The sequence below is a fragment of the Hazenella coriacea genome, from assembly GCF_004341825.1.
Classification (GTDB): Bacteria; Bacillota; Bacilli; order Thermoactinomycetales; family Thermoactinomycetaceae; genus Hazenella; species Hazenella coriacea.
Window position 1 is genome coordinate 428,678 of record NZ_SMAG01000003.1, and the last position, 24,316, is coordinate 452,993.

Annotated in this window: 30 protein-coding genes; 9 read left to right on the forward strand and 21 right to left on the reverse strand. The window is 39.2% G+C overall.

Features of this window, described 5'->3' with window-relative positions; all coding sequences use genetic code 11:
- The first annotated feature begins 246 nt into the window (after positions 1-246).
- Entirely contained in the window at positions 247-1,080 is an 834-nt protein-coding gene (locus EDD58_RS08215) for a hypothetical protein (protein ID WP_131924369.1), read from the forward strand.
- A 34-nt stretch (positions 1,081-1,114) separates the two neighbouring features.
- Here the strand turns inward: EDD58_RS08215 and EDD58_RS08220 are convergent, their stop codons facing one another.
- The 6 genes from EDD58_RS08220 to EDD58_RS08245 all read right to left on the reverse strand — a co-directional run bounded on the left by EDD58_RS08220 (position 1,115) and on the right by EDD58_RS08245 (position 5,391).
- Positions 1,115-1,360, reverse strand: a complete 246-nt coding sequence (locus EDD58_RS08220) for a hypothetical protein (RefSeq protein WP_131924370.1) — start codon at positions 1,358-1,360, stop codon at positions 1,115-1,117.
- Between the two features lie 35 nt (positions 1,361-1,395).
- On the reverse strand, positions 1,396-2,196 hold the full coding sequence (gene minD / locus EDD58_RS08225; RefSeq protein WP_131924371.1) for a septum site-determining protein MinD: 801 nt from the start codon (positions 2,194-2,196) through the stop codon (positions 1,396-1,398).
- A gap of 390 nt (positions 2,197-2,586) precedes the next feature.
- Complete coding sequence (locus EDD58_RS08230) at positions 2,587-2,955, reverse strand: YkvA family protein (RefSeq protein WP_131924372.1); 369 nt, start codon at positions 2,953-2,955, stop codon at positions 2,587-2,589.
- A 27-nt stretch (positions 2,956-2,982) separates the two neighbouring features.
- A complete protein-coding gene (locus EDD58_RS08235) occupies positions 2,983-3,543 on the reverse strand; it encodes a hypothetical protein (RefSeq protein WP_131924373.1) in 561 nt (186 codons plus the stop codon).
- Positions 3,544-3,754: 211 nt separating this feature from the next.
- The gene (locus EDD58_RS08240) at positions 3,755-4,987 is read right to left on the reverse strand and encodes an MFS transporter (RefSeq protein ID WP_131924374.1); all 1,233 of its coding nucleotides are present in this window, start codon (positions 4,985-4,987) and stop codon (positions 3,755-3,757) included.
- A 155-nt stretch (positions 4,988-5,142) separates the two neighbouring features.
- A complete protein-coding gene (locus EDD58_RS08245) occupies positions 5,143-5,391 on the reverse strand; it encodes a YlbG family protein (protein WP_243648679.1) in 249 nt (82 codons plus the stop codon).
- Positions 5,392-5,580: 189 nt separating this feature from the next.
- On the opposite strand from EDD58_RS08245, the gene EDD58_RS08250 reads away from it, so the two are divergent.
- Entirely contained in the window at positions 5,581-5,910 is a 330-nt protein-coding gene (locus EDD58_RS08250) for a hypothetical protein (protein WP_131924375.1), read from the forward strand.
- Here the strand turns inward: EDD58_RS08250 and EDD58_RS08255 are convergent.
- Complete coding sequence (locus EDD58_RS08255) at positions 5,907-6,317, reverse strand: YlbF/YmcA family competence regulator (protein WP_131924376.1); 411 nt, start codon at positions 6,315-6,317, stop codon at positions 5,907-5,909. The genes EDD58_RS08250 and EDD58_RS08255 overlap by 4 nt on opposite strands.
- 235 nt (positions 6,318-6,552) lie before the next feature.
- Between EDD58_RS08255 and EDD58_RS08260 the strand changes: the two genes are divergently transcribed.
- Positions 6,553-7,041, forward strand: a complete 489-nt coding sequence (locus EDD58_RS08260) for a protease complex subunit PrcB family protein (RefSeq protein ID WP_131924377.1) — start codon at positions 6,553-6,555, stop codon at positions 7,039-7,041.
- A gap of 162 nt (positions 7,042-7,203) precedes the next feature.
- Here EDD58_RS08260 and EDD58_RS08265 read toward each other — a convergent pair whose 3' ends face one another.
- Positions 7,204-7,572: a hypothetical protein gene (locus tag EDD58_RS08265; protein ID WP_131924378.1), complete on the reverse strand. Its 369-nt coding sequence runs from the start codon at positions 7,570-7,572 to the stop codon at positions 7,204-7,206.
- A gap of 99 nt (positions 7,573-7,671) precedes the next feature.
- Between EDD58_RS08265 and mgtE the strand changes: the two genes are divergently transcribed.
- Entirely contained in the window at positions 7,672-9,036 is a 1,365-nt protein-coding gene (mgtE, locus tag EDD58_RS08270) for a magnesium transporter (protein WP_131924379.1), read from the forward strand.
- An 89-nt stretch (positions 9,037-9,125) separates the two neighbouring features.
- Positions 9,126-10,472 carry a hemolysin family protein gene (locus tag EDD58_RS08275; RefSeq protein WP_131924380.1) on the forward strand — a complete coding sequence of 449 codons (1,347 nt, stop codon included), beginning with the start codon at positions 9,126-9,128 and terminating at the stop codon, positions 10,470-10,472.
- 20 nt (positions 10,473-10,492) lie between these two features.
- Here EDD58_RS08275 and EDD58_RS08280 read toward each other — a convergent pair whose 3' ends face one another.
- The 9 genes from EDD58_RS08280 to EDD58_RS08320 form a co-directional block, all read right to left on the reverse strand.
- The gene (locus EDD58_RS08280; RefSeq protein WP_131924381.1) at positions 10,493-11,578 is read right to left on the reverse strand and encodes a S8 family peptidase; all 1,086 of its coding nucleotides are present in this window, start codon (positions 11,576-11,578) and stop codon (positions 10,493-10,495) included.
- A 68-nt stretch (positions 11,579-11,646) separates the two neighbouring features.
- Positions 11,647-11,841 (reverse strand): type II toxin-antitoxin system antitoxin, encoded by a 195-nt coding sequence (locus EDD58_RS08285; RefSeq protein WP_131924382.1) that lies wholly within the window; start codon positions 11,839-11,841, stop codon positions 11,647-11,649.
- Positions 11,838-12,680 (reverse strand): SPFH domain-containing protein, encoded by an 843-nt coding sequence (locus EDD58_RS08290; protein WP_207903283.1) that lies wholly within the window; start codon positions 12,678-12,680, stop codon positions 11,838-11,840. The genes EDD58_RS08285 and EDD58_RS08290 overlap by 4 nt, the downstream gene beginning before the upstream one ends.
- A gap of 93 nt (positions 12,681-12,773) precedes the next feature.
- Positions 12,774-13,415: an SGNH/GDSL hydrolase family protein gene (locus EDD58_RS08295; RefSeq protein ID WP_131924384.1), complete on the reverse strand. Its 642-nt coding sequence runs from the start codon at positions 13,413-13,415 to the stop codon at positions 12,774-12,776.
- A gap of 14 nt (positions 13,416-13,429) precedes the next feature.
- Entirely contained in the window at positions 13,430-14,446 is a 1,017-nt protein-coding gene (gene spoVAD / locus EDD58_RS08300; RefSeq protein ID WP_243648680.1) for a stage V sporulation protein AD, read from the reverse strand.
- Positions 14,447-14,500: 54 nt separating this feature from the next.
- Positions 14,501-14,977 carry a stage V sporulation protein AC gene (gene spoVAC, locus EDD58_RS08305; protein ID WP_131924386.1) on the reverse strand — a complete coding sequence of 159 codons (477 nt, stop codon included), beginning with the start codon at positions 14,975-14,977 and terminating at the stop codon, positions 14,501-14,503.
- 285 nt (positions 14,978-15,262) lie between these two features.
- Entirely contained in the window at positions 15,263-15,610 is a 348-nt protein-coding gene (locus EDD58_RS08310) for a cupin domain-containing protein (RefSeq protein ID WP_131924387.1), read from the reverse strand.
- Between the two features lie 324 nt (positions 15,611-15,934).
- Positions 15,935-16,381 (reverse strand): CBS domain-containing protein, encoded by a 447-nt coding sequence (locus tag EDD58_RS08315; RefSeq protein ID WP_131924388.1) that lies wholly within the window; start codon positions 16,379-16,381, stop codon positions 15,935-15,937.
- A gap of 79 nt (positions 16,382-16,460) precedes the next feature.
- Positions 16,461-17,651 (reverse strand): M20 metallopeptidase family protein, encoded by a 1,191-nt coding sequence (locus EDD58_RS08320; protein ID WP_243648681.1) that lies wholly within the window; start codon positions 17,649-17,651, stop codon positions 16,461-16,463.
- Positions 17,652-17,987: 336 nt separating this feature from the next.
- Between EDD58_RS08320 and EDD58_RS08325 the strand changes: the two genes are divergently transcribed.
- Complete coding sequence (locus EDD58_RS08325) at positions 17,988-18,332, forward strand: YugN family protein (protein ID WP_131924390.1); 345 nt, start codon at positions 17,988-17,990, stop codon at positions 18,330-18,332.
- 44 nt (positions 18,333-18,376) lie between these two features.
- Here EDD58_RS08325 and EDD58_RS08330 read toward each other — a convergent pair whose 3' ends face one another.
- From EDD58_RS08330 to EDD58_RS08340, 3 genes are all read right to left on the reverse strand, one after another.
- On the reverse strand, positions 18,377-18,757 hold the full coding sequence (locus tag EDD58_RS08330) for an Asp23/Gls24 family envelope stress response protein (RefSeq protein WP_131924391.1): 381 nt from the start codon (positions 18,755-18,757) through the stop codon (positions 18,377-18,379).
- A gap of 308 nt (positions 18,758-19,065) precedes the next feature.
- On the reverse strand, positions 19,066-19,956 hold the full coding sequence (locus EDD58_RS08335) for an NYN domain-containing protein (RefSeq protein WP_131924392.1): 891 nt from the start codon (positions 19,954-19,956) through the stop codon (positions 19,066-19,068).
- 350 nt (positions 19,957-20,306) lie between these two features.
- Positions 20,307-21,377: a citrate synthase/methylcitrate synthase gene (locus EDD58_RS08340; RefSeq protein WP_131924393.1), complete on the reverse strand. Its 1,071-nt coding sequence runs from the start codon at positions 21,375-21,377 to the stop codon at positions 20,307-20,309.
- A gap of 129 nt (positions 21,378-21,506) precedes the next feature.
- On the opposite strand from EDD58_RS08340, the gene EDD58_RS08345 reads away from it, so the two are divergent.
- Entirely contained in the window at positions 21,507-22,403 is an 897-nt protein-coding gene (locus tag EDD58_RS08345; protein ID WP_131924394.1) for a LysR family transcriptional regulator, read from the forward strand.
- 192 nt (positions 22,404-22,595) lie between these two features.
- Here the strand turns inward: EDD58_RS08345 and EDD58_RS08350 are convergent, their stop codons facing one another.
- Positions 22,596-22,889 carry an Fpa/YlaN family protein gene (locus EDD58_RS08350; protein WP_131924502.1) on the reverse strand — a complete coding sequence of 98 codons (294 nt, stop codon included), beginning with the start codon at positions 22,887-22,889 and terminating at the stop codon, positions 22,596-22,598.
- A gap of 195 nt (positions 22,890-23,084) precedes the next feature.
- Between EDD58_RS08350 and EDD58_RS08355 the strand changes: the two genes are divergently transcribed.
- Both EDD58_RS08355 and EDD58_RS08360 read left to right on the forward strand, forming a co-directional pair.
- Positions 23,085-23,450: a molybdopterin-binding protein gene (locus EDD58_RS08355; protein ID WP_131924395.1), complete on the forward strand. Its 366-nt coding sequence runs from the start codon at positions 23,085-23,087 to the stop codon at positions 23,448-23,450.
- A gap of 236 nt (positions 23,451-23,686) precedes the next feature.
- Positions 23,687-24,316, forward strand: coding sequence for a DUF3267 domain-containing protein (locus EDD58_RS08360; RefSeq protein ID WP_131924396.1), 630 nt, complete (start codon positions 23,687-23,689; stop codon positions 24,314-24,316).

Below are 24,316 nucleotides of genomic sequence, written 5' to 3' on the forward strand. Positions count from 1 at the left end.
GTTATTATATGGGTATAGTCAAATTTTTTAAGTTTCATACATATCCTAGAATGTTTTTTCTTAAAAATATAATTTTATTGTCTCTCTCCCGTCTTTTCTTGGTATTTATTAATCGAGTTGTTCAAAATTATTAAATATCTTTTAATAAATAAGTTTTTAAAAAATTATAGTAGAAAAGATTACATTTTTTCTGTTATATTATGAAGTAAGACTATATTTATTATGGGAGCGGAAAGGTGATCATGAATGATCGAAACAAAAAAAGGAAAATATTCCGATGAAGAAAATGAACGGATTATCGAGTCCATCAATGAAGGGCTTCAAGAAGGAAAAAGAGAACGTGATATCTTAAGAGAGTTATCTGAAGAGTTGAAACGTGGGTATGCAGGAATTATTTCACACGCACGAAAACTACGGGCAGAGTATCCAGAACGTTTTCATATGCAAGAAGAAACTGGAGACGGAAGTCGTTTAAATAGCTGGGAAGAAGATGAAGAGAAGTTAGTGATTGATACAGTAAATCAATACCTGGATCAAGGGAAATCTTTATCTGCCGCCATAGAGGAATTGGAAAAAAAATTATCTCGTACACAAGGGGCGATTTATCAGCGGATTTATACACTTCGTAGAAAACATCCAGAAAAATTCTCTCAGCTACCTGCACAACGACCCCGGCGACGACGTAAGCTTGAAAGCTGGCAAATTCACCGTCCCATCGTACGTTCTCTAGATGAAGGTACTTCGATGCAATCTTCTTCAGATGTAGAGGACTATCATTCAACTGTAGAACAACAACTAGCTAGTGCATCTGAATATCTGCACCAATTCAATTCTCCAAATGCTAGAATTATCTCTAGCTCTTCACCTTTAAATAGTGAAGAAGGAATGTTACTGAAAGCGTTTGAAGAACGGTATGGTCGTCTTAATCCTGAATTAAAAAGCAAAATGGTCCAGCTAATGCGGTTCTATGGGTGTACTCGTGTGTCTATCACCTTATTTACTTTGGCGGAAGACAAGCAATTTCCAACAGTAATTATTAAATTTTTGGAAAACCGCTTACAAAGCCAAAAGTTCCTATAACTGCAACAAGCACGAACCAAAAGGTCCGTGCTTGTTAGACTTGCTCTTTCAATCTTACAGGAATTGTCGCATTGATAATAGTAGTACGCTCTCTAGCTTGTGGAACAACTTCCACTTGTCCCACTACATCATATCCAAAGTCGTCACACAAATCGATCAACCGTGCCTGGAATAGTTTAATTTTCTTTTCATCTATATCCGAGCGCTGGTAACTGAGAACGAGCGATAACCGATCATCCGCCTTCGTTGCGGTTGGCTCTTCCTTATCCTTGCTGAACATGTTTAAAAAGGCCACCAAATTCACCTCTGGGCACGTTAAGCAATGTGAAACAATCGCTTAATCTTTGTAATTAATGTGGATGATTCTAGTTCTAAAAACGGAACATCTTCTCCAATTAATCTTCGTGCAATATTCGAATAAGCCTTCCCAGCAATAGATTTTTGATCTAGAATAACAGGCTCACCCGTATTGGAGGAACGGATGATTCTTTTATCTTCAGGTACAATTCCTAACAGATTAATAGCCAAGTGATTTTGAACTCTTTCTACACTAAGCATATCCCCATCACGTACCATGCCAGGTTGAACTCGATTCACAATCAAGTCTATCTTTTCTAAATTGGCAGATTCCAACAATCCAATCACCCGATCAGAATCTCGAACAGAAGGAATTTCGGGGTTTACTACCAGAATCGCCCGATCTGCTGGGGCAATTGCATTTCGGAATCCCCCTTCAATTCCCGCAGGAGAATCGATCAAGATAAAGTCAAATTCTTTTTTTAACTCTTCGACCACATACATCACTTGTTCAGGAGAAACTTCTTCTTTATAACGAGTTTGAGCAGCTGGTAACAACGCCAAGTCTGGGTATTCCTTGTGACGTACTAAAGACTGTCTTAACTTACATACACCTTCGATCAGATCAACTAAATCGTAGACGATTCGATTTTCTAATCCGAGCATAAGGTCCAACTTTCGAAGTCCGATATCTGTATCCAACAGACAGACTCGATATCCAAGTTGGGTTAATCCCAATCCCAAGGAAGCAACTGTCGTTGACTTTCCAACACCACCCTTGCCGCTTGTCACTGTGATCGCCACAGAATTGCGGTTCATTCTACTCCCCCCTTTCCAACCTCTTTATATGTATCCAAAGGTTGTTGCATCATCATCCCACCGCCCATCGCTTTTAAACCATCTCTTGTAACGGTTATCACAAAGAGTCGCTACGAACCAAACCTATTCTGGATTCCACAACAACAATCCAATGGCTTACTCTATATCGCAACGGTGAATCCTACAACCCCATCCAACGACTTTCATCCCCTTATTAGGAAATTCGACAGATTCACCCGATATTCATCTACAAGTTTCAACATTATTGTAACAAAAGCTGAGAAATAAAAAAAGTAAGAAATCAGAACTTTTTCCTTTTTATGGATCCATATTCTGATTCCCTACTCCTATATGTAATCGATCTAATATCTCTATCTGGTTTTTTTCGCTTCATTCTCCCTTACTTTCAAACTTCTCCAACTCTTTCGCTAGTATTTTCCAAATGAACAATGTTGCAGTTAGATCATCCAGATAACCGACCACTGGAATCCAGTCTGCAATCACATCTGTAGGAATAATAAAATAGAGTAAAGCTGCACCAACAAAGCTCTTTTTTACTTTTGATGTGTTTGGAGAACGAAAATAATTATAGCAGACACGTAATTTGCTAATAAAAGAAGTCATACCTCCCACAAGTTTTACCTTTTTGTTAAATCCATGAACAATTTTTTCCGAACCTTCTTGAGTCAACGACTTTTTTCGGAGGGGTCCAAGTACCCGAAGGACACGTGGGAGTAATTTATTTTTCGAGTTAGTCAAAGGAACACCTCCTAGATGATTGAAAGTTTAATAATATCGTTTACCACAATGAGTACAGTTATTAGCTTCGTTCGCAACTTGATGAGCACAAAAAGGACAAATATATACAACTGGAGATACAGGAATGAGCTCATTTTTTGCCACAGGTCGTTGCTTAACTTCCTTCGATGGAGAAACCGCCTCAGTTGGTAATACCTGTTCTTGATCTCCTTGTTCTTTCCGCACTGGACTGACTTGGAGGTCCATGTCATTAGTAGGAGTTAAACCTACGTCTACTTTTTCTGTAGTGGCTTGAATATCGAGTGATTTAAGATCTTCCAATTCTTTTTCAAGCGCTGTGCATTCCTCCTGCAAATCATGCACAGCTTTTAAAGCTTCTTGAATCTCATCGGAGACTTCTAAAATTCGCTCAGGCTCCCAAGCTCGATAAACTTCCCATCCTAACTTACTAATCAAACGCTCTATATCATCTTTTTTCCCCTTAATCTTAAACGTTAAGCTACTCATCTTCAACATTCGTTGCGATTGCTTTCCAGCTGTTTCTACACCTCTATTTAACTTTTGTTTGAGATCTTGAAAAAAGTCCACTCTCATCTCTCCTTTGTATGTACTTACACGTTTGTTACTGATTAATATACTATTTTAGCAAAGGAAATGTTATTGTTTGAAGCAGGTTGTCATCTAACAGTAAAGAAGCTTGTTTCATGAACATAAATAATAAGAAAGGAAGGAGTAGGCTCTGGCAAACTCTTCTTTTTGTATGCCAAAGCTTACTCCCTATCATTTAGACTTATCTAATCTATGCGGTATTTTTTAATGATTTTCGTACTGATTGAGCAAGTGGTTTCATATTTACATGAAGCCCCATTTTCAACCATATAGCTACACCAAATAACAAACCGGCCGTAACTAGGAATATCCCTCGAATCCCGATAAACCCTGAGATCACTCCATAAGTAATCGGACCTAGTAAATTCCCTAGAAAAATAGCACTTGTATTGTAACCAAAAGCGGTACTCTCTTTACCCTTTGGGGCATACTGCCGAATCAAAGCACTCAATGATGGCGTTAACCCTCCAACAAATAACCCTAAGATAAATCGGAGGATGAGCAACTGCCATACCGATAGTACAAAATAGTGTGGGATAAAGAGTAAAGCAGCCCCGATTAGTGCTAGAAACATGACTTTTTCTGCTCCAAAGCGATCACTTACTTTTCCTAGGAGTGGTGATGAGACCATTGTAGCGATTCCAGCTGCGGCTGTGACCAAACCGGCAAAAAAGGCCACATAGCCTCCAGGTACTCCCAATTGATCTACAAACAACGACATTTGCGGAGCGATCCCTACCATAGCAAACTGCATAAAGATCCCTACAACAAACAGTATCAATAATGGACGAATATGAAAAATCATCGAAGTATCCTTCCAGAAACCTTGTGATTTTTGGTTTTTCTTTACTGGAACAAATTCTTCTTGGACAGCGAAAAGGACGATAAAAGTAGCGATAGCCAATACGATAGCAGTTAAGAAGAAGATATTTCGGAAGCCAATGACTTCAGCTAGAACACCACCAATAAACGGCCCCATGATCGAACCCGCAACAGCACCTGACTGCAACATTCCCAAAGCGTAACCTACTTTCTCTTTAGGGGCACTCGTTGCTAATAATGAGATGGATGCAGGAATAAAACCTGACACGGTTCCATTTAAGAGTCGTAAGAAGAATAGTTGAAGAGGGGATGTAGCGAGACCCGTCAGAAAGATGATAATAGCCATACCGAATCCGGATCGCAAGATCATAATCTTTCGTCCATATCGATCTCCTAAACTACCCCAGATCGGTGCAAAGATAAAGGCTGTGAGAAAGTTAATACCAAAAATTAAACCCGCCCAACGTTGAGTGTCAGCAGGATCAGTAACTCCCATCTCCTTCAGATACAAAGGTAGAAAAGGCATGATCATTGACATGGCACTCATCACTAGAAATTGTGATATCATTAAAATGTATAGGTTTCGACGCCACGTTTCCATGTCTTTTCACCTCCTATTTCACGAATCCTCCAACCTGATAAAATCAGGCATTTGATTGGATTTGTGAGTATAAAAACAGTTAAAATTTCGTAGATCGAAACATACAAACAAAAAAATCTGCCACAACAACCGCGGCAGTTTTCAAATATATATCATTAAGACTGCATTAATTTCTTACTGAAATCAAACGAAATGTTGGTCCTTTGTGAACGCTCCACCCTTTGGACATAAGGGAGTCGTTCGATTCGATGGATGACCTGATCTGCCGTTCGCCCATCTACATACAGATATACATATTTAAGTCGTTTAGATACATAGTGAATATTTCCCATGCGTCCCAACGAACGAGCTGCTTTTACATCTTTCACCCAAACAGCCAGACCTAACCTTTCAACTATGTCCATGACAATCAAATCTCCTTTTAGCGTGTCACGACTTGTCCGGAGGGCGCAAATCAGGTTGTTTTCAAGAGAAAGGTTCCGATGGTTAAACTCACTATAATCGTATCATTCTCTCATAAGAAGATCAACTTTTCCAGAGTGGTTTACCTATGAAATGATTCCCAGCAAAAATAATGTTTGGAGTGATAACAAATGGAAAAGCCGATTGACCATTTCATACAAACTTTGTCTACTCTCACAGAAAAACCATTTTCTCAACTTGAACATCGTCAGTTTGCTGGAGCATCTTTCTTTATGGTTCAGTTAAAACCACCTTTTTCCAAGCGAGATTTAGAGCAATTTCTACTAGATGAAATGAATCATTTTTTTAAAAACACTATTTTCACCTATGAACTTACCTATTTACGAACTTCCAAATCAGAATTCATCTATCGGCTTCAGCTTCGTGTTCCAGATGAAAAAAGTTTCTGTTGTGGGAATCAATGTCCACATTGTATTCTTTTTAAAAAGTCCTCTAATTAATTTCCTCCACATTTTTTACCTATGGACTTCTTTTGTTCATTGACAGGAACCTTAATTGAATCAGAAACAGAATGAGCGATCATTGAGGAAACTTCATACAATAAATGATCCAAATTTTTCTCTGCTTCCAAATAGTCACCGATGATTGAATGAGCTAACATTCGCTCTTGATAAACCTGTGCTTCCTCTTTCACTTGGTGATACTCGGGATGAAAGATACCAAAACGCTGAACTTCTTCTAAGCGTTCTTTCATCTTTTGGAATCCCTGAATGATTTTTTGAGCTTCTAAATCTTCTTCTAAGCGTTTTTTACAAGCTAAATAATGATTGACCTCATTGGATTCTTTTATATGATCAGCTAGTTGGTAAGCTTCTAATAAAATCTCTGTCATGTCTAAAGTTTGCATTCACTCTCCCCCTGCCTCTATTTTATCATAAACTGGTATTTTCTTTTTATGCCAAAATACACCGAGAACACTTTCTTAAGTAATCCCCGACGTCAGCTGAATTTGGAGAAGAAAAGTCATCTTTCTTCATACAAATATGATAAAATATTTGAAAAGGAATAACTTTCTGTACGACTCAATAACTCTTTATTTTGAGCAAGTGAGAGAACGAAAAAGGTTGAAGTAGGTGAATAGAATGAAACAACCAAAAATTTTTCTTTGTCTTTGCATGTTTTGCCTGTTTGTTACTGGTTGTGGGTTAGATTCATCCCCAAATGATCAATCAAATGCTGGAGGTGCAAACACCGACATGAAGGAAACCAAATTAGATTTTAAAATTATCCCGGTCTCTGATTTACCAGAATCACTTCAAACTAAAGCGAATGAGTTGGTCATGTCTAAAAATGGGGGAAACTTCACTGCTTTTAGTGATCAAAAAACATTTATAGTAATCGCTCTAGGTGAACGAAGAACAGGTGGTTACTCGATCGATGTCGAGAAAGTCATCCAAAAAGGGAGTAAACTTACTGTATCAGCTAAGGAAGAAGCTCCGCCCAAAGGCTCATTTGTCACCCAAGCAATTACTTATCCGTCCATCGTTGTTGTTGTAAAAGGAGGACCCTTTGATCCAATCGAGATTGATCTAAAACGAGCCCCTTCTACAGATTCTGGTGAAACTCAATAAGTTTGATTCTTCAAAAAGACTTGTCCAAAAAAAGGACGGGTCTTTTTATTATAAAAATCCCCCCTATCGACAGAGGTCGATATAAGGAGGGAAATAGCAAGGAAGGGGGGGAGCAAGAAAGCCCCCCATACTATGTATGCAAATTTCAAATCAAATATCCATCTACATTTCTTCTTTATGATTTTCATATGCTCGAATCCATGGAGATTGAGGAGATTCTGGTGAGTCCCATTGTCGTTTCCATTCACTTTCTTTTTTTTGATAAGAAGATTGTTTTGGAGAAATGTTATTAAATGAAGAGTGTGGAGTAGGGAATGATGGTGGATTGATTGGAGCATGCCGCATCATCGGATAAGAGGACCTACTCCATAGGAACTGTGGATAAGTTGGAACAACCATTCTTGGATATCCCCAATAACTTCCTGTACCACTATATCCATTGATATAAGGATATGCATAAGGATGAACATATGAACAAACTAAAGGAGATGGAAGATACTTTTTTGAAGATTTTCTTCCTTTTTTCGACATCACATAAAACCTCCTTAGCTCTATTTCTAGATGTTATGCATCAACCTCATCCAATTATTCAGTCCACATCCATGATGATCTATAGAGAGGAGGGAAACGATGACTCAAGAACAAACATCGATCCAAGAGTGGTTAGAGCTATCACACGCTCTACAAAAAAAAGATCATCAGAAGACCCGACAGATGATCGATGAGCTTCAACCCTATGATTTAGGTCAACTATTTTTTCGACTCCATGATGTTTTTCGAAAACGTTTTTTATCCATTTTAACCCCTATCGAAATCGGTCAACTATTAGAAGAGTTAAATATCAATGAGCAAAAAGAAGTAATCTTTGCCCTCGGACCTGTAAAAACAGTCCAAGCATTGAATCAGATGTCCAGAGATAAAGTGGCTGACTTACTCGTAGAGTTAGACCCGGTCCAAGCCCAATCCTTACTTAAAGATATGGATCGGAGTGAAGCTAATAAAGTACAGGAGCTACTCTTATATCCTGAGAAAACTGCGGGTGGGTTGATGACTAATGAATATGTGCGTGTATATGAACACTATACGGTAGAACAAGCGATTACATACTTACGTCAACAAGCCCCAACAGCTGAAACAATTTACTACATTTATGTTGTCAATCAAAATCATCAATTGGTAGGAGTTGTCTCATTACGGGAATTGTTGATCGCTTCATCCTCTGCCCAAGTCAATGATATTATGTTTGAGCGTGTGATTTCTGTACCTACTGATCTGGATCAAGAAAAAGTGGCTCATTTACTCGAGCAATACGACTTCTTAGCTATTCCCGTTGTCGATGCTAACGAAAAGTTGCTAGGAATTATTATGGTTGATGATATTATAGATGTCCTCATCGAAGAAGCACATGAAGATATCGCCCATTTATCAGCCATCACTCCTGGAGAAAAAGAAGTTCTTACCCATCCATTTCAATCTGTAAGAAGACGTATTCCTTGGTTGATTTTGCTTTTATTTATCGGAATGATCACAGCAAACTTATTAAATCTATTTGAAGGAACGATTGAAGTTTTACCTGTTTTGACCCTTTTCATGCCGATGATCGCAGGAATGACTGGTAATACAGCAACCCAATCCCTAGCCATTATCATCCGGGGATTGGCTAGTAAAGAGCTTCATAAAGGAAATATAAGAAAAGTGATCCGTCAAGAAAGTATGGTTGGGATGTTGATTGGACTTGTTTGTAGTCTATTCATTATCGTAATGATCTCCATATGGAAGCACAGTGTAGAGCTAGGCATGGTTGTGGGTGCCTCTCTTTTCTTCACTTTGTTAATCGGTACATTTGTGGGCACCATCACTCCTATCTTATTAAACAAGTGGAATGTAGATCCAACAGTTGCTTCTGGACCCTTAATCACAACCTTAAACGATGTCTTTTCCTTAATGATTTACTTTGGCCTAGCCACCTTTTTTATAAACTACTTGTTAACTTAATCACCACTAACAATTTTATTTACACAGACTAAAAACATTAGTAACATATGAGTAATGTCTTGAAAAATCCGTAGGAGGTCACTAAGTCATTGGAGTCTGATATATTTGAGATCATTCTCAACTTACTGCTAGTTGTATTTTTAGTTTTATTAAATGGTTTTTTTGTGGCATCCGAGTTTGCCATTGTGAAGGTTCGATCCACACGAATCGCCCAATTATCTGAACAAGGTAATTTCCGAGCGAAAACAGCACAAAAATTAATTGCGAATCTGGATGCTTATCTGTCCGCCACTCAGCTTGGAATTACACTTGCGTCATTAGGTTTGGGGTGGGTTGGGGAACCTGTTTTATCACGATTATTCGAGCCTTTATTTATCTGGCTCGGGATTCCCCAAATGTGGTTACATGTTGTTTCATTTGCAGTCGCCTTTTCGATTATGACATTTTTGCACATCGTGATTGGCGAGATGGCTCCAAAGTCATTAGCAATTCGCAAAGCGGAAGGAACAGCACTTTGGATTGCTCAACCTTTACACTGGTTCTTTATCTTATTCCGACCCATGATTTGGATATTAAACGGTTCAGCCAATCTCATCTTAAAGTGGTTAGGAGTAGAGTTAGTTCCTGATCATCAGCAAGCTCATACAGAAGAAGAGATTCGCATGTTAGTGCAACAAAGCCATCGAAGTGGGATGATCGATCAAACAGAGCTGTCCTTATTTGATAACATCTTCGATTTCACCGACAGGGTGGGACGAGAAGTCATGGTCCCTCGTGTTAATATGATTTGTCTTTATGCTAGTGACACGCTAGAAAATAATATTGCGGTTATCAAAAAAAGCCGCTTTACACGCTTCCCTCTATGCGGTCGTGACAAAGATGAGATCTTAGGGATTGTTCATATTCGGGATATCTATGAGCGATTAACCTCTGGAGAAACCCCTGTGTTGACGAAGATCGTCCGAAATACCGTACATGTTCCTGAAACGATGGAGATTAAAGATATTTTGCGAACTCTACAAAAAAAGCGAACCGAGATGGCAATTGTTGTTGACGAATACGGTGGAACATCTGGACTTATAACCATGGAAGATATTATCGAGGAGATTGTTGGAGAGATTCAAGATGAATTTGATGATGAATTACCTCTCATTCAGAAAAAAGGGGATCAAACCGTTATTGATGCCCATCTGTTAATCGAAGAAGTAAATAATTATTTTCACCTTGATATTGAAGATGAAGATAATGATACGATTGGCGGCTGGGTATTCTCTCAACTGCAAGAAATTCCACAACCAGGAGCTTCTGTTAAATTTGAAAACTACCAGTTCATCGTTCATGCGATTGATGGACGACGAATCCAACATCTTCTCGTCAAACAAATAAAAGAAGAACAAAATAACGAATCAGCTTCACCTAAACAAACGCCTTCCTAGTCTGGAGGGCGTTTGCTCTCTTATAATTGAACTAACCCAGCACCTGTATATCGATCAAACCCTTTGGGTGGTAAATCAATCGCACGACTTTGTAATAAGGATTTCATTTTTTTAACAGATAAATGTGGATATGCTTGCCGCATCAAGGCTAAAACACCTGACACATGTGCTGCTGCCATAGATGTACCTGTTAAAGTTGCGTAACGCTTTTGTGAGTAGGTGCTTAAAATTTCGGTTCCAGGTGCAGCAATATCAATCGAGGGGCCCGTAGCGGAGTAGTTGCCTCGTTTGTTATTGCGATCTAACGCTGCCACCGCAATCGCTGAAGGGATCCTTGCTGGAATCTCTACAGTATCCCCTTGTCCTGAAGGAGTACCTGAGTTTCCCGCAGCTGCCACCACAAAAATACCTCGCTTCGTAGCTTCATTGACCACTCTTGACAAAGCTGGAGGAATGTTTTTTCCACCACTAATGCTTATATTTAAAATATGCATTCGATTAGCAATTCCCCATTCAATCCCTTTAATTAAGTCTGTTAACGATCCAGATCCCTGTGAATTGAGTACTTTGATTGCATAAAGTGAAACTTTAGGTGCAATACCTACAACCCCTATCGAGTTATTGATAGCTCCAATCACGCCTGCTATATGAGTTCCATGACCATTTACATCTTTAGGCGGTTGAGAAGGTGTGACAATATTAACACCGCCCTTAATATTAGCAACTAGGTCTGGATGAGTAAGATCGATCCCAGTATCAATCACCCCCACCCGAACAGAACGCCCAGTTAAGGAACGCTTACCATTGATAACTCGTAGAATATTCCAAGGAATTACTTGTTTACTAGCCAGCATTTTTTGACTATTTCGCTGAGATGTTGTCACTCGTTCAATTCGATAAAACGGCAATTGCAGTCGGTGATTTTGTCCAATATAAAGGAGATCCGGATCTTTCTTTAACCGTTCAATTACCTTTTTATTAGACAAGGATGCAATCACTGTAGGACTATACTTACTCACATACATAATTTTTCCGCCAAAGGCTCGAATCCGATCTAGCTTTGGAAACGACCGATAAATCAGAGTAAGCGGTTGTTTCCCAAACATAAAAAACCACCTCCTTCTTTTATATATGAAGAAGGAGGTGAAAAGGTTTGGACTCTATCATCTCAAAATCATTGAGTTTTAGAATCATCATCCACTTGATTCTTATCTTTTTTTACTGGATATCTCCCAGCTTTTCTTGTAGCTGCTTTTAGTAAAAATTCAATTTGCCCATTTACACTGCGAAATTCATCAGCAGCCCACTTTTCTAAGGATTGGTAAAGCTCGGGGTCGATCCGAAGCAAAAAGCGTTTCTTTTGACTCATTGATATAACGAACCTGTATTAATAACAGGATGTGTCTCTCCTTCTGAAACTAAGGCCACTAACAAGTTGTTAACCATAGCCGCTTTTCGCTCTTCATCCAACTCAACAACCCCTTGCCCTTCTAAATGCTTCAGAGCCATTTCCACCATTCCCATAGCACCTTCCACAATCTCTTTGCGTGCCGCAATCACTGCTTGGGCTTGTTGACGACGTAACATCGCCTGGGCAATCTCTGGTGCGTAAGCCAAGTGACTGATTCGAGCCTCTAAAACTTCTACACCAGCAATATTTAAGCGTTCTTGTAACTCTGTACGTAGTGCTTCTCCTACTTCCTCTGGAACTCCGCGCAAGGAAGAAACTCCAGGTTCATGGCTGTCATATGGATAATTACTTGCCAGAGCTCGAATCGCTGTCTCACTCTGAATATCTACAAACTCTTCATAATCATCTACATCAAATAATGCTTTTGCTGAATCGACTACTTTCCAAACGACTACAGCCCCGATTAAAATCGGATTACCGTTTGCGTCATTCACCTTCAATTTATCACTATTAAAGTTACGTACCCGAAGCGAGATGCGTTTTTTGATCGCAAATGGATTGGCCCAATGAAACCCATCTTCTGTAATATTTCCGATATAGTTACCAAAAAAGATTAATACACGTGCTTCGTTGGGCTGTACAATCACAAAGCCTGGTAACAGAAGAATAGCTACCACGACTAAAACAGCACCTACACCATTTTCATTGATGAGTAATAAGCCTCCACCGATCGCTAAACCTATTGCCAATAAGATAAATAGAAAGCCATTCGCTTTCCAAGCCTGTTTCTCCTCGATCCGTGCCATTCGTTAGCCCTCCTCTATTATTTTGTTATCTAAATGATATCACTTTGATAAAAATAAAGCTAGCCCTTTTTTGAAAGTTTCGTTTTAAAACGATTTTAGAGGACTCGATGAAATGGTCTGGATAAATAGCTGAGCTAGCCGATTATATCCTTCTTGATTAGGATGAACTTCATCGCTAAAAAAGTCCTTACGTTGATAAAACTCCTTAAAAGGATTCACCAGTTCTACTTGGTATTTTCTGCATATGTTAGTGTAGTAGTAATTGGTTAACTGAACGATTCGTGAAGCACCTTTTCCTTCATAATCGTACGCTGGTAATGGCATATAAAATCCAAGCGTCTGGATCTTTGCTTGTGGACTTTTTTGACGAATGCTACGTAAAATTTCTTTACTATGATTTAATACTTTCTTAATTGTTATGGCGACTCGTGGGTGAGTGACAGGACCACTTTCATACATTTCAATAAAGTCACAGCCGCCAATCGAGATCGAGATATGAGTGACACGTGGGAATACTCGTGTTAATCCTGGATTGTGAATCAAGTCCAAAAGCTCCTTGGTTCTCATCCCAGATATTCCCCAGTTTCTGAGCTGGCATTGGTCAGAGCACTTAAGCTGACGAAAATACTGTGTGACAAAATTATGCTCAGGACTGATCGCACCTATGCCTTCCGTGATTGAATCTCCCAAAGCGAGATAGGAGATTGGGGTTAATTCTTGATCCAAAACTCCTCATCCTTTCATCCATCATTTTCAAAAGAAATTGCATGAGCAATACATGGAATCGATTCTCCTTGTTGAACAGAGACGGGGCTTAATAAAGCTCCTGTTGCCACAACAAGGATTCGATGATAGTCTCCTTTTTCCATCTGCTTCATCAGGTGTCCATAAGTCACAACTGCACTGCAAGCACAACCACTTCCCCCTGCAAATGTGGGTTGCTTCGCATGGTAAATCATCAATCCACAATCTTGAAATTGTTCTCCTAACCGATAACCTTCTTTTTCTAACAATTCTCTTGTGATTGGAAGACCTACATTTGCTAAATCTCCTGTCACAATCAAATCATAATCTTTCGGTGTTCGCCCTGTATCTTCAAAGTGCGTCTGGATGGTTTTGGCCGCAGCAGGTGCCATAGCTGAACCCATATCAAAAGGATTTTTAATACCAAGATCTGTAACTGTTCCCATGGTCGCATGGGTGATTCGTGGACCTCTAGTTCCTTTCCCTACAAGACCAGCTCCGGCTCCTGTCACTGTCCATTGGGCTGTATCGGGCTTCTGTCCCCCATACTCTGTTGGATAACGAAATTGCCTTTCAGCTGTACAATTATGGCTACTCACACCAGCGATGACATGATTTGCATATCCTCCATCCACCAGAACAGACGCAAGAGAAAGGGACAACATCGATGTAGAACAAGCTCCATATACTCCCAAAAAGGGGATTTGCATCGATTTAGCTGAAAAAGAAGAGGTGATATTTTGATTTAGCAGATCACCTGCCAAGTAAAGATCAATCTCATCCGCTGTCAGATGAGCTTTTTCTATTACTTTCCCCACAACATCTTCTAACATTTTCCGCTCTGCTTTTTCCCAAGTTTCTTGTCCTGCATAAAGGTCGTTATAAATGAGATCAAAACTATCTGCTAAGTTTCCTTCCCCTTCCATGGGTCCTACTACAGCTGCACTGGAGAGTAAACGAACCTCGTTAGAGAACACCCATGTACTTTTTCCAAGCTGGCGTTGTTCAATCAATGGAATTGTGTCCTCCTCCTATGACTAAAATCAAAAATCACTTCCCCGATCGCCCTAATGTAATACATTCATTTCTAGAAAAGTACGAATCAAACCAATGAAAAACGCAGAAACAACCCCAAATACAATGACAGAACCCGCTAATTTAAACATATTTCCACCTACACCTAATACCCATCCTTCGGCTCGATGTTCTAAAGCTGCTGAAGCGATGGAGTTAGCAAAACCAGTTACAGGAACTGCTGTTCCGGCACCTGCCCATTGACCAAACTTGTCGTACACCCCTAAGCCAGTCAATAGACAAGAGATAAAGATCAATGTAGCTACAGTTGGATCACCTGCTTTCTCTGGTTCGAATCCAAACCAGTGGATATACACCAACATCAATGCTTGCCCAATGACACAAATCAATCCGCCTATCACAAATGCCTTTAGACAATTCGTTACGACTTTGGGTTTAGGTCGATGCTTCTGGGCTATTTTCTGATAGTGATCCTCTTTTAACTTTTGTCTTGCTTGTTTGCCATCCATCCCGCTCTCCTCCAGACTAGAGTTACACTCTTATCGTGCGGCGAGAGATAATCATTTATTCGCAAGAAATACAAGCCATCGATATTTAATGATCAATTTTTAGTAACATGATGATCCAAATCCATCAGGACGCTGTTTTGCTCAAGTCGTGTAGATGTAATGCCCTTATGAAACAATCAAAAAAACTCCATCCAAATCTTGGATGGAGGTGGTTGAATTCCACGCATATATGAATGAAATCTGGTGACATGAAACTCCTAGAGCATCCATGTTCATATAGCAGATTTACGATTTTACCCTTTGTTTACGTATGGAAGGAGAGCTTTCCAATCCTTTCGTCGAACTGATTAAAACGGTACAACCATGAGTCGTAGAAATAGATTCCTTTTTACCCTGTGGTGAAAAGTAGTAATCCCCTGCTTGAAGAACAAAGTCCCCAATGATCACATCACCATCAATGACAAACAGTTCTTCCCCCACACTCTGAGAATGTGTTGAAAAAACTTTGCCTGATTCCATCTGAACCAAAATACTATATTCTTCTTCTACTTTACGTAAATATGAAAATTGTACCCCTTCACCCATGGGAATCTGATCCCGATGATCTTTACGGATCACATAGGGCTTAAGCATTGGTTAAAACCTCCTACCTGATTATAAAACCAATTGTACCCTGAACCACCCCAATCATCAATGAATTTTGAAGAGAATGATCATTCACTAAGACATCTCAACGCTTAATCAAATAGATTAATTATTCATTATATTATATACCCGGAATGTTCCGAAAGAGGATCACGAGAAAAATATTCACTCTTTCTCATCATGACGTTACCTATTACATGAAAAGTCTTAAACAAAATGCTCAGTACAACCTTTGATGAAACATTAACCCTTTATCAAGTGCGCATATATACATTACAAAAGCTGCCAGAACCAAATCCGGCAGCTTTTTTTTTATTGAAGAATATCGTTAGAAGCATTAGCTTGGTGGGTTTCGGAAATTTCATTGAGAGCTTGGCTAGCTTCATTTTGGTAAGGCGCTCTCACAGCCATATCTTTTAAGGAAACAATCCCTACCAATTGGTTATTATCTACAATTGGCAAGCGACGCACTTGCGCATCTGCCATTAATTGTGCTGCCTCATCGACAGACATTTGAGGTGATCCAGTAACCAATTGACTAGACATAACATCTTGGACCTGAATGGAATTGGGCTTCTTTTCAGCAATTCCACGAACGACAATATCTCTGTCTGTTACTACACCTTTTAATTCGCCCTGATCAACGACTGGCATCAATCCAACGTTTTGAGAACGCATTCTAGAAGCTGCTTCATAAACGTTGTCGTTAGGTGCAACATAGGCAACGTCTTTAGACATAATATCTTTTAATTGACTCATGATATATCCCTCCTTTGCTCTTAGGGTAACCAAAATGATCAATGTCATTCTCTAGAAGCTAAAGGAAGATTCAAAAACTTTAGGTATGGAGTAAATGTGATAAAGTTAAGCCCAGAAACATTTCTGCACCTACTTGAAAGGCCTGTTCATCTACATCAAATCGCGGATGGTGGTGCGGAAAAGTAATTCCCTTTTCTTTATTACCTGCACCAATAAAAAAGAAAGCTCCCGGAATCTTTTGCAAATAATAGGAAAAATCTTCTCCAGCCATCACCGGTTCTAACTCCCAAACTTTCTCAACCCCATAAAATTGTAAGCCAATTCTTCGGATTCGTTCGACTTCAGACATGTGATTGATTACAGCTGGATATCCCCAACGATAATCTAATTGATAAGTGGCTCCAAACATTTGACAGGTCATTCGTGTCACTTGTGTGATTTGATCAGCCAATTGTTTTTGGATATGAGGATCAAAACTCCGTACAGTACCTTCAAGGACACACTGATCAGCAATAATATTAAATGTATGACCACCACGAATCGATCCAACTGTAATGACTCCCGATTGAAGGGGATTTATTTGTCTACTGACAATTGTTTGTAAGTTCACGACAAGATGTGAGGCAATGATCACTGGATCAATCGTATGATGAGGGAGTCCCCCATGCCCACCTTTACCAATCACCTCGATTCGAAAAGAATCGGCAGCCGCCATTAGTTCTCCGATACGAACCCCCACAATGCCTGTGGGTAAAGGAGTCCAAAGATGAATTCCATAAATAGCATCCACTTGATGCAAAAAACCTGCCTCGATGATAGACTTAGCTCCACCTGGGACAATCTCTTCGGCATGCTGAAAAATAAAGAGCACATTTCCATGTAGCTTCTCTTTTTGCTGACTTAATAACAGAGCTACCCCTAATAACATCGCCATATGGCCATCATGACCACAAGCATGCATTACATTGGAAACCATAGAGCGATACTCACATTGTTTCTCATCTTGAATCGGAAGGGCGTCCAGATCTGCTCTTAATGCTACTGTAGGTCCTTGATGATGACCTCGTAGCAAACCCACAACTCCTGTTCCACCTATACCTGTATGAACTTCTAAGCCAAAAGAATCTAAAAGAGTAGCCACTTTTTTTGCGGTCTCAAATTCATGAAAAGAAGGCTCTGGAAACTGATGAAAATCTCTCCGCCAAGCAACTAGTTGAGGGAAGATTCTTTCTACATCCTGTTTGATCTGTTCATACAGCAACTCATTCACTCCCCTATTAACAAAATAACATTGGAATTTCAGTTGTTTCGATTAGGTAATATTCACTAATTCCATAGGCGTCGGAGCTCGATTTTCCCCCTCTTTGAGCTTGTACCTTGCAAAGAGGTGGATAAGTCCGCTCCCCCCTTTGATTCCGGGAGAAGGCAAAAGGCATAGAAAAAGCTCCACGAAGAGTTGCCTTCTCTTTTCCTTTATCGAAGGGTTCCGACTTAATTCCTAGATTTTCGAACAACTGTCACCTCAGTGAGTTGCGAGAATCTGAAGAACATACTATTATAAATAGAGGTTTCTATCAGGTGCCAAGAATAAAGGAGGCGCTCTTTCATGATTTTTAATGATGTAAAAACAAAGGGCATTAAAAAAGAGTTCGGCGAAACAGAAAAAATAATGAAAAACCTTGGCTTTGATCGCTCTTGGGACTATAACAAAGCCACTTATGATCTCAAATACACTGACAACAACAAAGTAGATTATTATTTACGCCTTCGTGGAACCGTTGTCAATGATAAACAATTGGAACATCCAAAAGCGCTCTTGGAGTTTGGAGTTCCGGTATTTGCCCGTCACTTTTTCCCTCATGGTTTAGATGAAAGCGTAGAAGTACCTAAATCTTTGAAAGAAAAAGTCGAAGCAAAGTTAGTTGAACTAGAAAAAGCACTGGCATCATAATCTTTATATGAAAAAAGAGAGTGGGGAACCACCCACCCTCTTTTTTATTTCACACGCTGTCCCTCGATCTGTTTGGCTGGCTCTTGAAGTTCTTTAAGCTCAACGCCTTCAACCTTCACATTTACCTCCACAACTTGGAGACCTGTCATGGTTTCTACAGCTTCTTTCACTTTTTGTTGAAGTTCATAACAAACATCTCTAAGATGGACACCATATTCCACAACCACACGTAAATCGATCGCCGCTTCCATTTTCCCTACTGCAACGTTCACACCTTTGGTGAGATTTTTACCACTCACCTTTTTTGCCCAGCCTTCTGTAATTCCCGCAGACATACTAGCAATTCCTTTGGTACGACTAGCTGCCAGACCGGCAATCACAGCAACCACATCATCAGCAATTCGAACGATTCCACCTTCAGCCATGATGAAGCCCCTCCTGCCAGTTACATTTATTCATTTTGTCATTGTTGCATGATCCCATCCCCATCATTCTCGATGATCATGATGTCTATTTCATCATACAACTCACATATCTTGTTCATCATTCTCATAAATGTTAGATACTGAAAGGTTTTCCTCTTTAGCGGACTAGTAAACATTTGTTGACAAAGCCCTATACAATTAGTGTAGCATAATTATTTTGAATTTGAATACTACTAGAACATCGAATTTATCTTTTTATCCAACGATCAAGGGTCTAGGTCTGGAAAAAATCTTTTCGCCAAAAGTGATCAACTTACTTTATAGCCTGCAATCTTAACCATCATCTGTACTTGAGGATGATTGAGATTGACCTTATAACCATAATATGTACGTTCATCTAGTTCAATCTCCACAGGCAAAATAAATTTCCCCCGAACAAGTCGAGTAAATAATTGATTGGCTTCTAGTTCATTGAGGTGGAATTTACGAATTAAATCATTTTTAATCCAAGTACTTCCATAGCTTTTTCCCGTATTATTTGGATCTCTATACCACTCATAAATTTGAACAACTGCATTGTATGTGAGTCGATCCATTTGGGATAGCGTTTGGAATTGATGGATATTCAAAAATTGAAATAGATTATGGGTATGGTCACAAAATTCATGTAGTTGAGCTGTTTTGGATAAGCTCTCATCACAGAGACAAAATAATTCAACCCTTTTTCCTTTTGACCACAGTCGATCCAATAAAGGAATCATATCTTGGTCAGCGCTTACAATGACAAATGTGTTAATTTCTGGTATCTGATATAACACTTCCATAGCATCCAAACATAGTTGAATGTCTGCAGCGTTTTTTCGTTCTTTCCCTTCTCTGCCATTTCCATATACCTGATGTACATGAACACGTTTTTTTTGTAAACTCATCATGGATAAATCCATCTGTTCAAAGTCCGCATATGCTTCAATCATTCGAATCGATTCTCTACCATAGTAATCTTGTAATCGGAGAAATAAATTATGAGATTCCTCCGGGTGATCAGGGTCCATATGATATTTCTTTAAACCATAGTACACATTTTCTAGATCAATAAAGATTGCTGTATCCTTCACTCTGTTGTGCATCCTTCTCCCTCCTCCCACACGTTGTTTGTCATACTCGTCTATTTCGATATTTTGTAAATATTTCCTGCTCAACCATCTATTGATTCCTCTCAGACTCCTTTTGATAATATTTGACAATCTTTTCTCTAAAAATCTACTATTCTCATCTCTTTAAATCAAATATTCTTTCTATTTGTTAAAATCCTCCTATCGTTCTACTTAGTCTCGACAATAAATAGGTTAAATATACATTTTTCAAGAGAAAATATTTTCTCTTATTTTTCCCAAACGCTTTTTAGATCAAACCCATCTTAATGAAATTCGTTTGTGATTAAAACCTTAGATCATTCCAGAGAAAAAGACAAGCTTATTTTCAAAGCTTGTCTTAATTACTCCATATAAATATATTCCAATTGCTATCGGTTTCCTGATCACTTCTAGAATCATCGTGGACCGATATAGGATGCTGATGGTCTAATAATACGATTATTCTCTCTTTGTTCAAAGATATGAGCTACCCAACCAGCTGTTCTTGTCACTGCAAAAATTGGAGTATATAATTCTTTGGGCAATTGAACTGCTTTTAAAACAGCAGCTGTATAGAACTCGACATTGGTATGAATTTGTCGATGAGGTTTTACTTCTTTTAATAGCGCAAGTGCTTTTTTTTCTACTTCAATTGCCATTTGAAACCAAGGCTCTTCTCCTGCCTCTAATTGTAGTACTTCCCTCAATGCCTCCGCTCTCGGATCTACAGTTTGGTAGATTCGATGACCAAATCCCATTAACTTCTCCCCATTTTCGAGGTGGTTTCGCATCCATGATTCAGCCTCTTCAACCAGTCCGATTTTCTCCAGCATATCATCTACTTCCGAAGGTGCCCCACCATGTAGTCTTCCTTTTAGTGCTCCCAAAGCTGCCACAATCGCTGAAGTTAAGTCAGCTTCAGTCGAGGCAACGACTCGTGCTGTAAAAGTAGATGCATTGAAGCCGTGTTCACAAGCTAAGATCAGATATGATTCCAACGCTTTCCGATGAACAAGGGAGGGTTCTTTCCCATGAACCATATATAAAAGATTCTCCACAAAAGAGAGATCTTCTCTCGGTTGAATCATGGGTAATTGATGCAAGTAACGATAACGAAATGCAGTGACGGATGACATAAAATAGAACAAACGAACCCCCTGAGTGAAGGATACTTCCTGATCACCTAAAGCAGATATGCAGGTTCTTAACACACTCATCATATCTACATCTACAGACAATGACTGTATGATGGTGATAATCTCTTCAGGTATACGATTGGGTTTAAATCGTATTTTCCATTTAGCAAGTTCTTGATTACTAGGTAGTGAGCCTTTCCAAAGTAAATAAACAACTTCTTCAAATGTATGATGAACAGCTAACTTTTGTATATCATACCCACGAATAATGATCTTTCCTTGAACCCCATCAATCATCGAAATCATAGTGTCAGCCACTGTAACTCCTGCCAAACCTGGATTCACACGCATGCTAATTCTCCCTCCATCTCAGTTGTTATATTCATCATAAGTTTGGAGAATTGAAAAATCTAATTTATCTTATGAATCATTATGATAAAATAAATTTATCATTTATACCGTTGAAGGGATTTATCTGTCATGAATGAACAACAATTAACCACCTTTGTAGAAGTTGCGAAAAAAAGAAACTTTAGACAAGCTGCAGAATTTCTTAATCTGACTCAACCTGCCGTCAGTGCCCAAATCAGAACGTTAGAAGATGAGTTGGGAACCACTTTATTCTATCGTACACATGTCCGACTGACTCCAAGCGGTTCTCTATTCTACCCTTATGCCCGGCACATCTTAGATCTCATACATGAAAGTAAATCCATTCTGTCCGATCACAAAGAAAGTCCAATCAGTACTCTAACGATCGGAGCTCTTCCTTCTCTTTCCTTAGCGATTTTATCTAGAGTTACAAAATATTTCGATAGGGAGATGAACCCTTCTTCTCCATCTCTTCGAATTCTGACTTCTAGCTCTGAACAATTGATCCAACAATTGAGTGAAGGGCAAGTTGATTTTGGCATTTCCTATCAAATTGAACCCATCCCATCTTTTCTGGAGAGTCGAACTTTGTTCCTTGATTCTTTTAGCTTAATTGTCCCCAATCATCATGAGTTAGCTAAGGTTGGTTTCTGTTCTCCTAGACAATTATCTAAAATTCCGTTCATTACATTTGCCCCTTCAACAACAGAACGAACACTGATCAACCACCTACTTAAGCAATTTGCCATTCAACCAACCATCGTGATGGAGCTCTCTAGTGTGGAGGAGATTAAACAATGTGTTGCTACTGGCTATGGTGTTGCACTCATCCCTACGATTTCACTTCATTCGGATCATTCAGTTGTCACTCGGATTCGAGTCACCTCATTTGAGCACTCTTTTCCAGTTCTCCTATACTTACCGGCTCAACGATACCAATCACGATCACTGAAGCAACTGGTGAATGATATTTCAGGAATTTATCAAGTTGAGAATGAATCCTGAAGAGGAAAGTCTATTCAATTAAAAAAGGACTCTCAAATTGAGAGTCCTTTAAACTGGATCACATCATGATTGGTACGATGAATGTTTGCGTTTCATCGAGATGATCCGATCACAATCTCCACGAAGACACATTCCAACCTGCTCGAAGCTAGATTCTAACTTATGTGAAATTCCCGTTCGCAAACCTTTAAGTTATAAAAGAATTTTTGTATATAGATCTGAGAGTTTTTGTTCCAATTCATGAAGAATTTGTTGCCCTTGCTCACGATGAATCAACCCTGCACGAACAGCAAAGTCGATTTCTCTTGACAGACCAAACATTTGTGTGTCTAAAACTTCCTCATATAAGGGACACTTTGGCAAGGTTAAATTTTCTAATTGAACCGAGATTAATTGCGCTATTTTATCCGCATCTTCTCTTAAAAGCTGAAGTGCTTTTAAATTCAAATCGGTCTGTGTCGGTGTGGTCAAATCCAACCCCCCCATCGACCGTTCCAATCGATTTGTTAAACGGTCCTTGATCCCAATTATACTAAATTTAGTTTATCATGATCCCCAAACGTTTGCAAAATTCCTTGTCTCTATAGTCATCATTATGCATGAAATGTGGTTTCATTTCATTTGTTTCTTGGTTCAGTTATAATAGAACAGACACAAATATTGGATTGGCGGTGTAAGAGCATGAGCTCTATCATTTTAATTACTGGACAAGTGAAATTTACTATCAACTTAGACCCTTCGATCTGGATCATCGATGATCGCCGTTTCCCTCTGGAGGAACGCTTAAATGGAGTAGAAGGATTAGCGCTCGAGTTGGCTCCATTTTTAAGTAATGCTGAGCCTGATTCAACTGCTACTCATGTGATCTGTCATCGTTCAGTGGGAGACCCTGTAAAATTTACATTTGAGCAGGTGAAATCATCCTATCTCTGCTTCGCTAAAGATGGTAAGCCCATTCGAGATGGGGGCCCTGCACTTCTCTATCTAGCTGATGGAAGTAATAAAGAAGCACCCGTTGACTTTATAACGAAACTAGAAGTGGTTTAACACACTGCATGATTATAACTGAGGGATTCTTGGGATTTTGAACAACTCCCACGTAGGGGTGTGCCATCACCCCATCCCATACAGTTAAAACTCCATACATACGCAAAAGTGGTGTAAAGAAACAAAATATTTCAAGGAAATGGAACCTTCCTCTCACCTTAGTTTATTCTCCAATAGATTTTCAGAATATGAACAACCTCCCCCAAAGTTTTAATTAATTTCTAAAACATCCATATATGAAGCGAGTGATCAAAATCAAAATAATAAATCAAACACCCAAAACAGATAACGATCGACATGCTACATTGCTCCAACAACAATGGAAACCCCTGAAAGAGCCAAAGAGTATAATAACGGCTATGATTGGCTCCATTCCTTTTGTCATCCTAAACGGTATCATTACTTTATTCATCATCCGTTTCGTATCTTCTATTTCCTTTGAAGAACTCGGATTTTCCAACACTGAGATCATGATTGAAATTGATCTTATGCTCCTTTTCAGTATCCTTATAATGGTGATCATCCATGAGTTAATCCATTTATTTTTTGTACCTAATTTTATGAAGTCGGATCGAACATATATAGGACTTACATGGTTTGGAGGCTATGTCTATACCGAAGAGATTATTTCTAAAGGGAGGTATCTCTGGATCGCGTTGGCTCCATTTGTTCTTCTTTCTATCATACTTCCCTTGGTATTAGGAATGCTTGGATGGCTAACAACTCCTATAAAGGTCCTCATCTTACTTAATGCTCTAGGCTCCTCAGTTGATCTGCTAGGCGTGTTCCTAGTCTTACTTCAAGTTCCTGCCCACTCTCAATTAGTGAATAATGGAATAATCACCTATTGGAAAAAGAAGAACTAG

Bases quoted from the DNA above. Each gene is read 5' to 3' on its own strand.
- EDD58_RS08285 (WP_131924382.1), bottom strand. From the start codon at position 11,841: ATGAGTCAAAAGAAACGCTTTTTGCTTCGGATCGACCCCGAGCTTTAC.
- EDD58_RS08265 (WP_131924378.1), bottom strand. From the start codon at position 7,572: ATGTCGAAAAAAGGAAGAAAATCTTCAAAAAAGTATCTTCCATCTCCT.
- minD (WP_131924371.1), bottom strand. From the start codon at position 2,196: ATGAACCGCAATTCTGTGGCGATCACAGTGACAAGCGGCAAGGGTGGT.
- EDD58_RS08330 (WP_131924391.1), bottom strand. From the start codon at position 18,757: ATGGCTGAAGGTGGAATCGTTCGAATTGCTGATGATGTGGTTGCTGTG.
- mgtE (WP_131924379.1), top strand. From the start codon at position 7,672: ATGACTCAAGAACAAACATCGATCCAAGAGTGGTTAGAGCTATCACAC.
- EDD58_RS08255 (WP_131924376.1), bottom strand. From the start codon at position 6,317: ATGCAAACTTTAGACATGACAGAGATTTTATTAGAAGCTTACCAACTA.
- EDD58_RS08350 (WP_131924502.1), bottom strand. From the start codon at position 22,889: ATGGGGGGGTTGGATTTGACCACACCGACACAGACCGATTTGAATTTA.
- EDD58_RS08240 (WP_131924374.1), bottom strand. From the start codon at position 4,987: ATGGAAACGTGGCGTCGAAACCTATACATTTTAATGATATCACAATTT.
- EDD58_RS08345 (WP_131924394.1), top strand. From the start codon at position 21,507: ATGAATGAACAACAATTAACCACCTTTGTAGAAGTTGCGAAAAAAAGA.
- EDD58_RS08215 (WP_131924369.1), top strand. From the start codon at position 247: ATGATCGAAACAAAAAAAGGAAAATATTCCGATGAAGAAAATGAACGG.
- EDD58_RS08280 (WP_131924381.1), bottom strand. From the start codon at position 11,578: ATGTTTGGGAAACAACCGCTTACTCTGATTTATCGGTCGTTTCCAAAG.
- EDD58_RS08220 (WP_131924370.1), bottom strand. From the start codon at position 1,360: ATGTTCAGCAAGGATAAGGAAGAGCCAACCGCAACGAAGGCGGATGAT.
- spoVAC (WP_131924386.1), bottom strand. From the start codon at position 14,977: ATGGATGGCAAACAAGCAAGACAAAAGTTAAAAGAGGATCACTATCAG.
- EDD58_RS08310 (WP_131924387.1), bottom strand. From the start codon at position 15,610: ATGCTTAAGCCCTATGTGATCCGTAAAGATCATCGGGATCAGATTCCC.
- EDD58_RS08315 (WP_131924388.1), bottom strand. From the start codon at position 16,381: ATGAGTCAATTAAAAGATATTATGTCTAAAGACGTTGCCTATGTTGCA.
- EDD58_RS08360 (WP_131924396.1), top strand. From the start codon at position 23,687: ATGAAGCGAGTGATCAAAATCAAAATAATAAATCAAACACCCAAAACA.
- EDD58_RS08260 (WP_131924377.1), top strand. From the start codon at position 6,553: ATGAAACAACCAAAAATTTTTCTTTGTCTTTGCATGTTTTGCCTGTTT.
- EDD58_RS08355 (WP_131924395.1), top strand. From the start codon at position 23,085: ATGAGCTCTATCATTTTAATTACTGGACAAGTGAAATTTACTATCAAC.
- EDD58_RS08245 (WP_243648679.1), bottom strand. From the start codon at position 5,391: ATGGACATAGTTGAAAGGTTAGGTCTGGCTGTTTGGGTGAAAGATGTA.
- EDD58_RS08325 (WP_131924390.1), top strand. From the start codon at position 17,988: ATGATTTTTAATGATGTAAAAACAAAGGGCATTAAAAAAGAGTTCGGC.
- EDD58_RS08250 (WP_131924375.1), top strand. From the start codon at position 5,581: ATGGAAAAGCCGATTGACCATTTCATACAAACTTTGTCTACTCTCACA.
- EDD58_RS08340 (WP_131924393.1), bottom strand. From the start codon at position 21,377: ATGCGTGTGAATCCAGGTTTGGCAGGAGTTACAGTGGCTGACACTATG.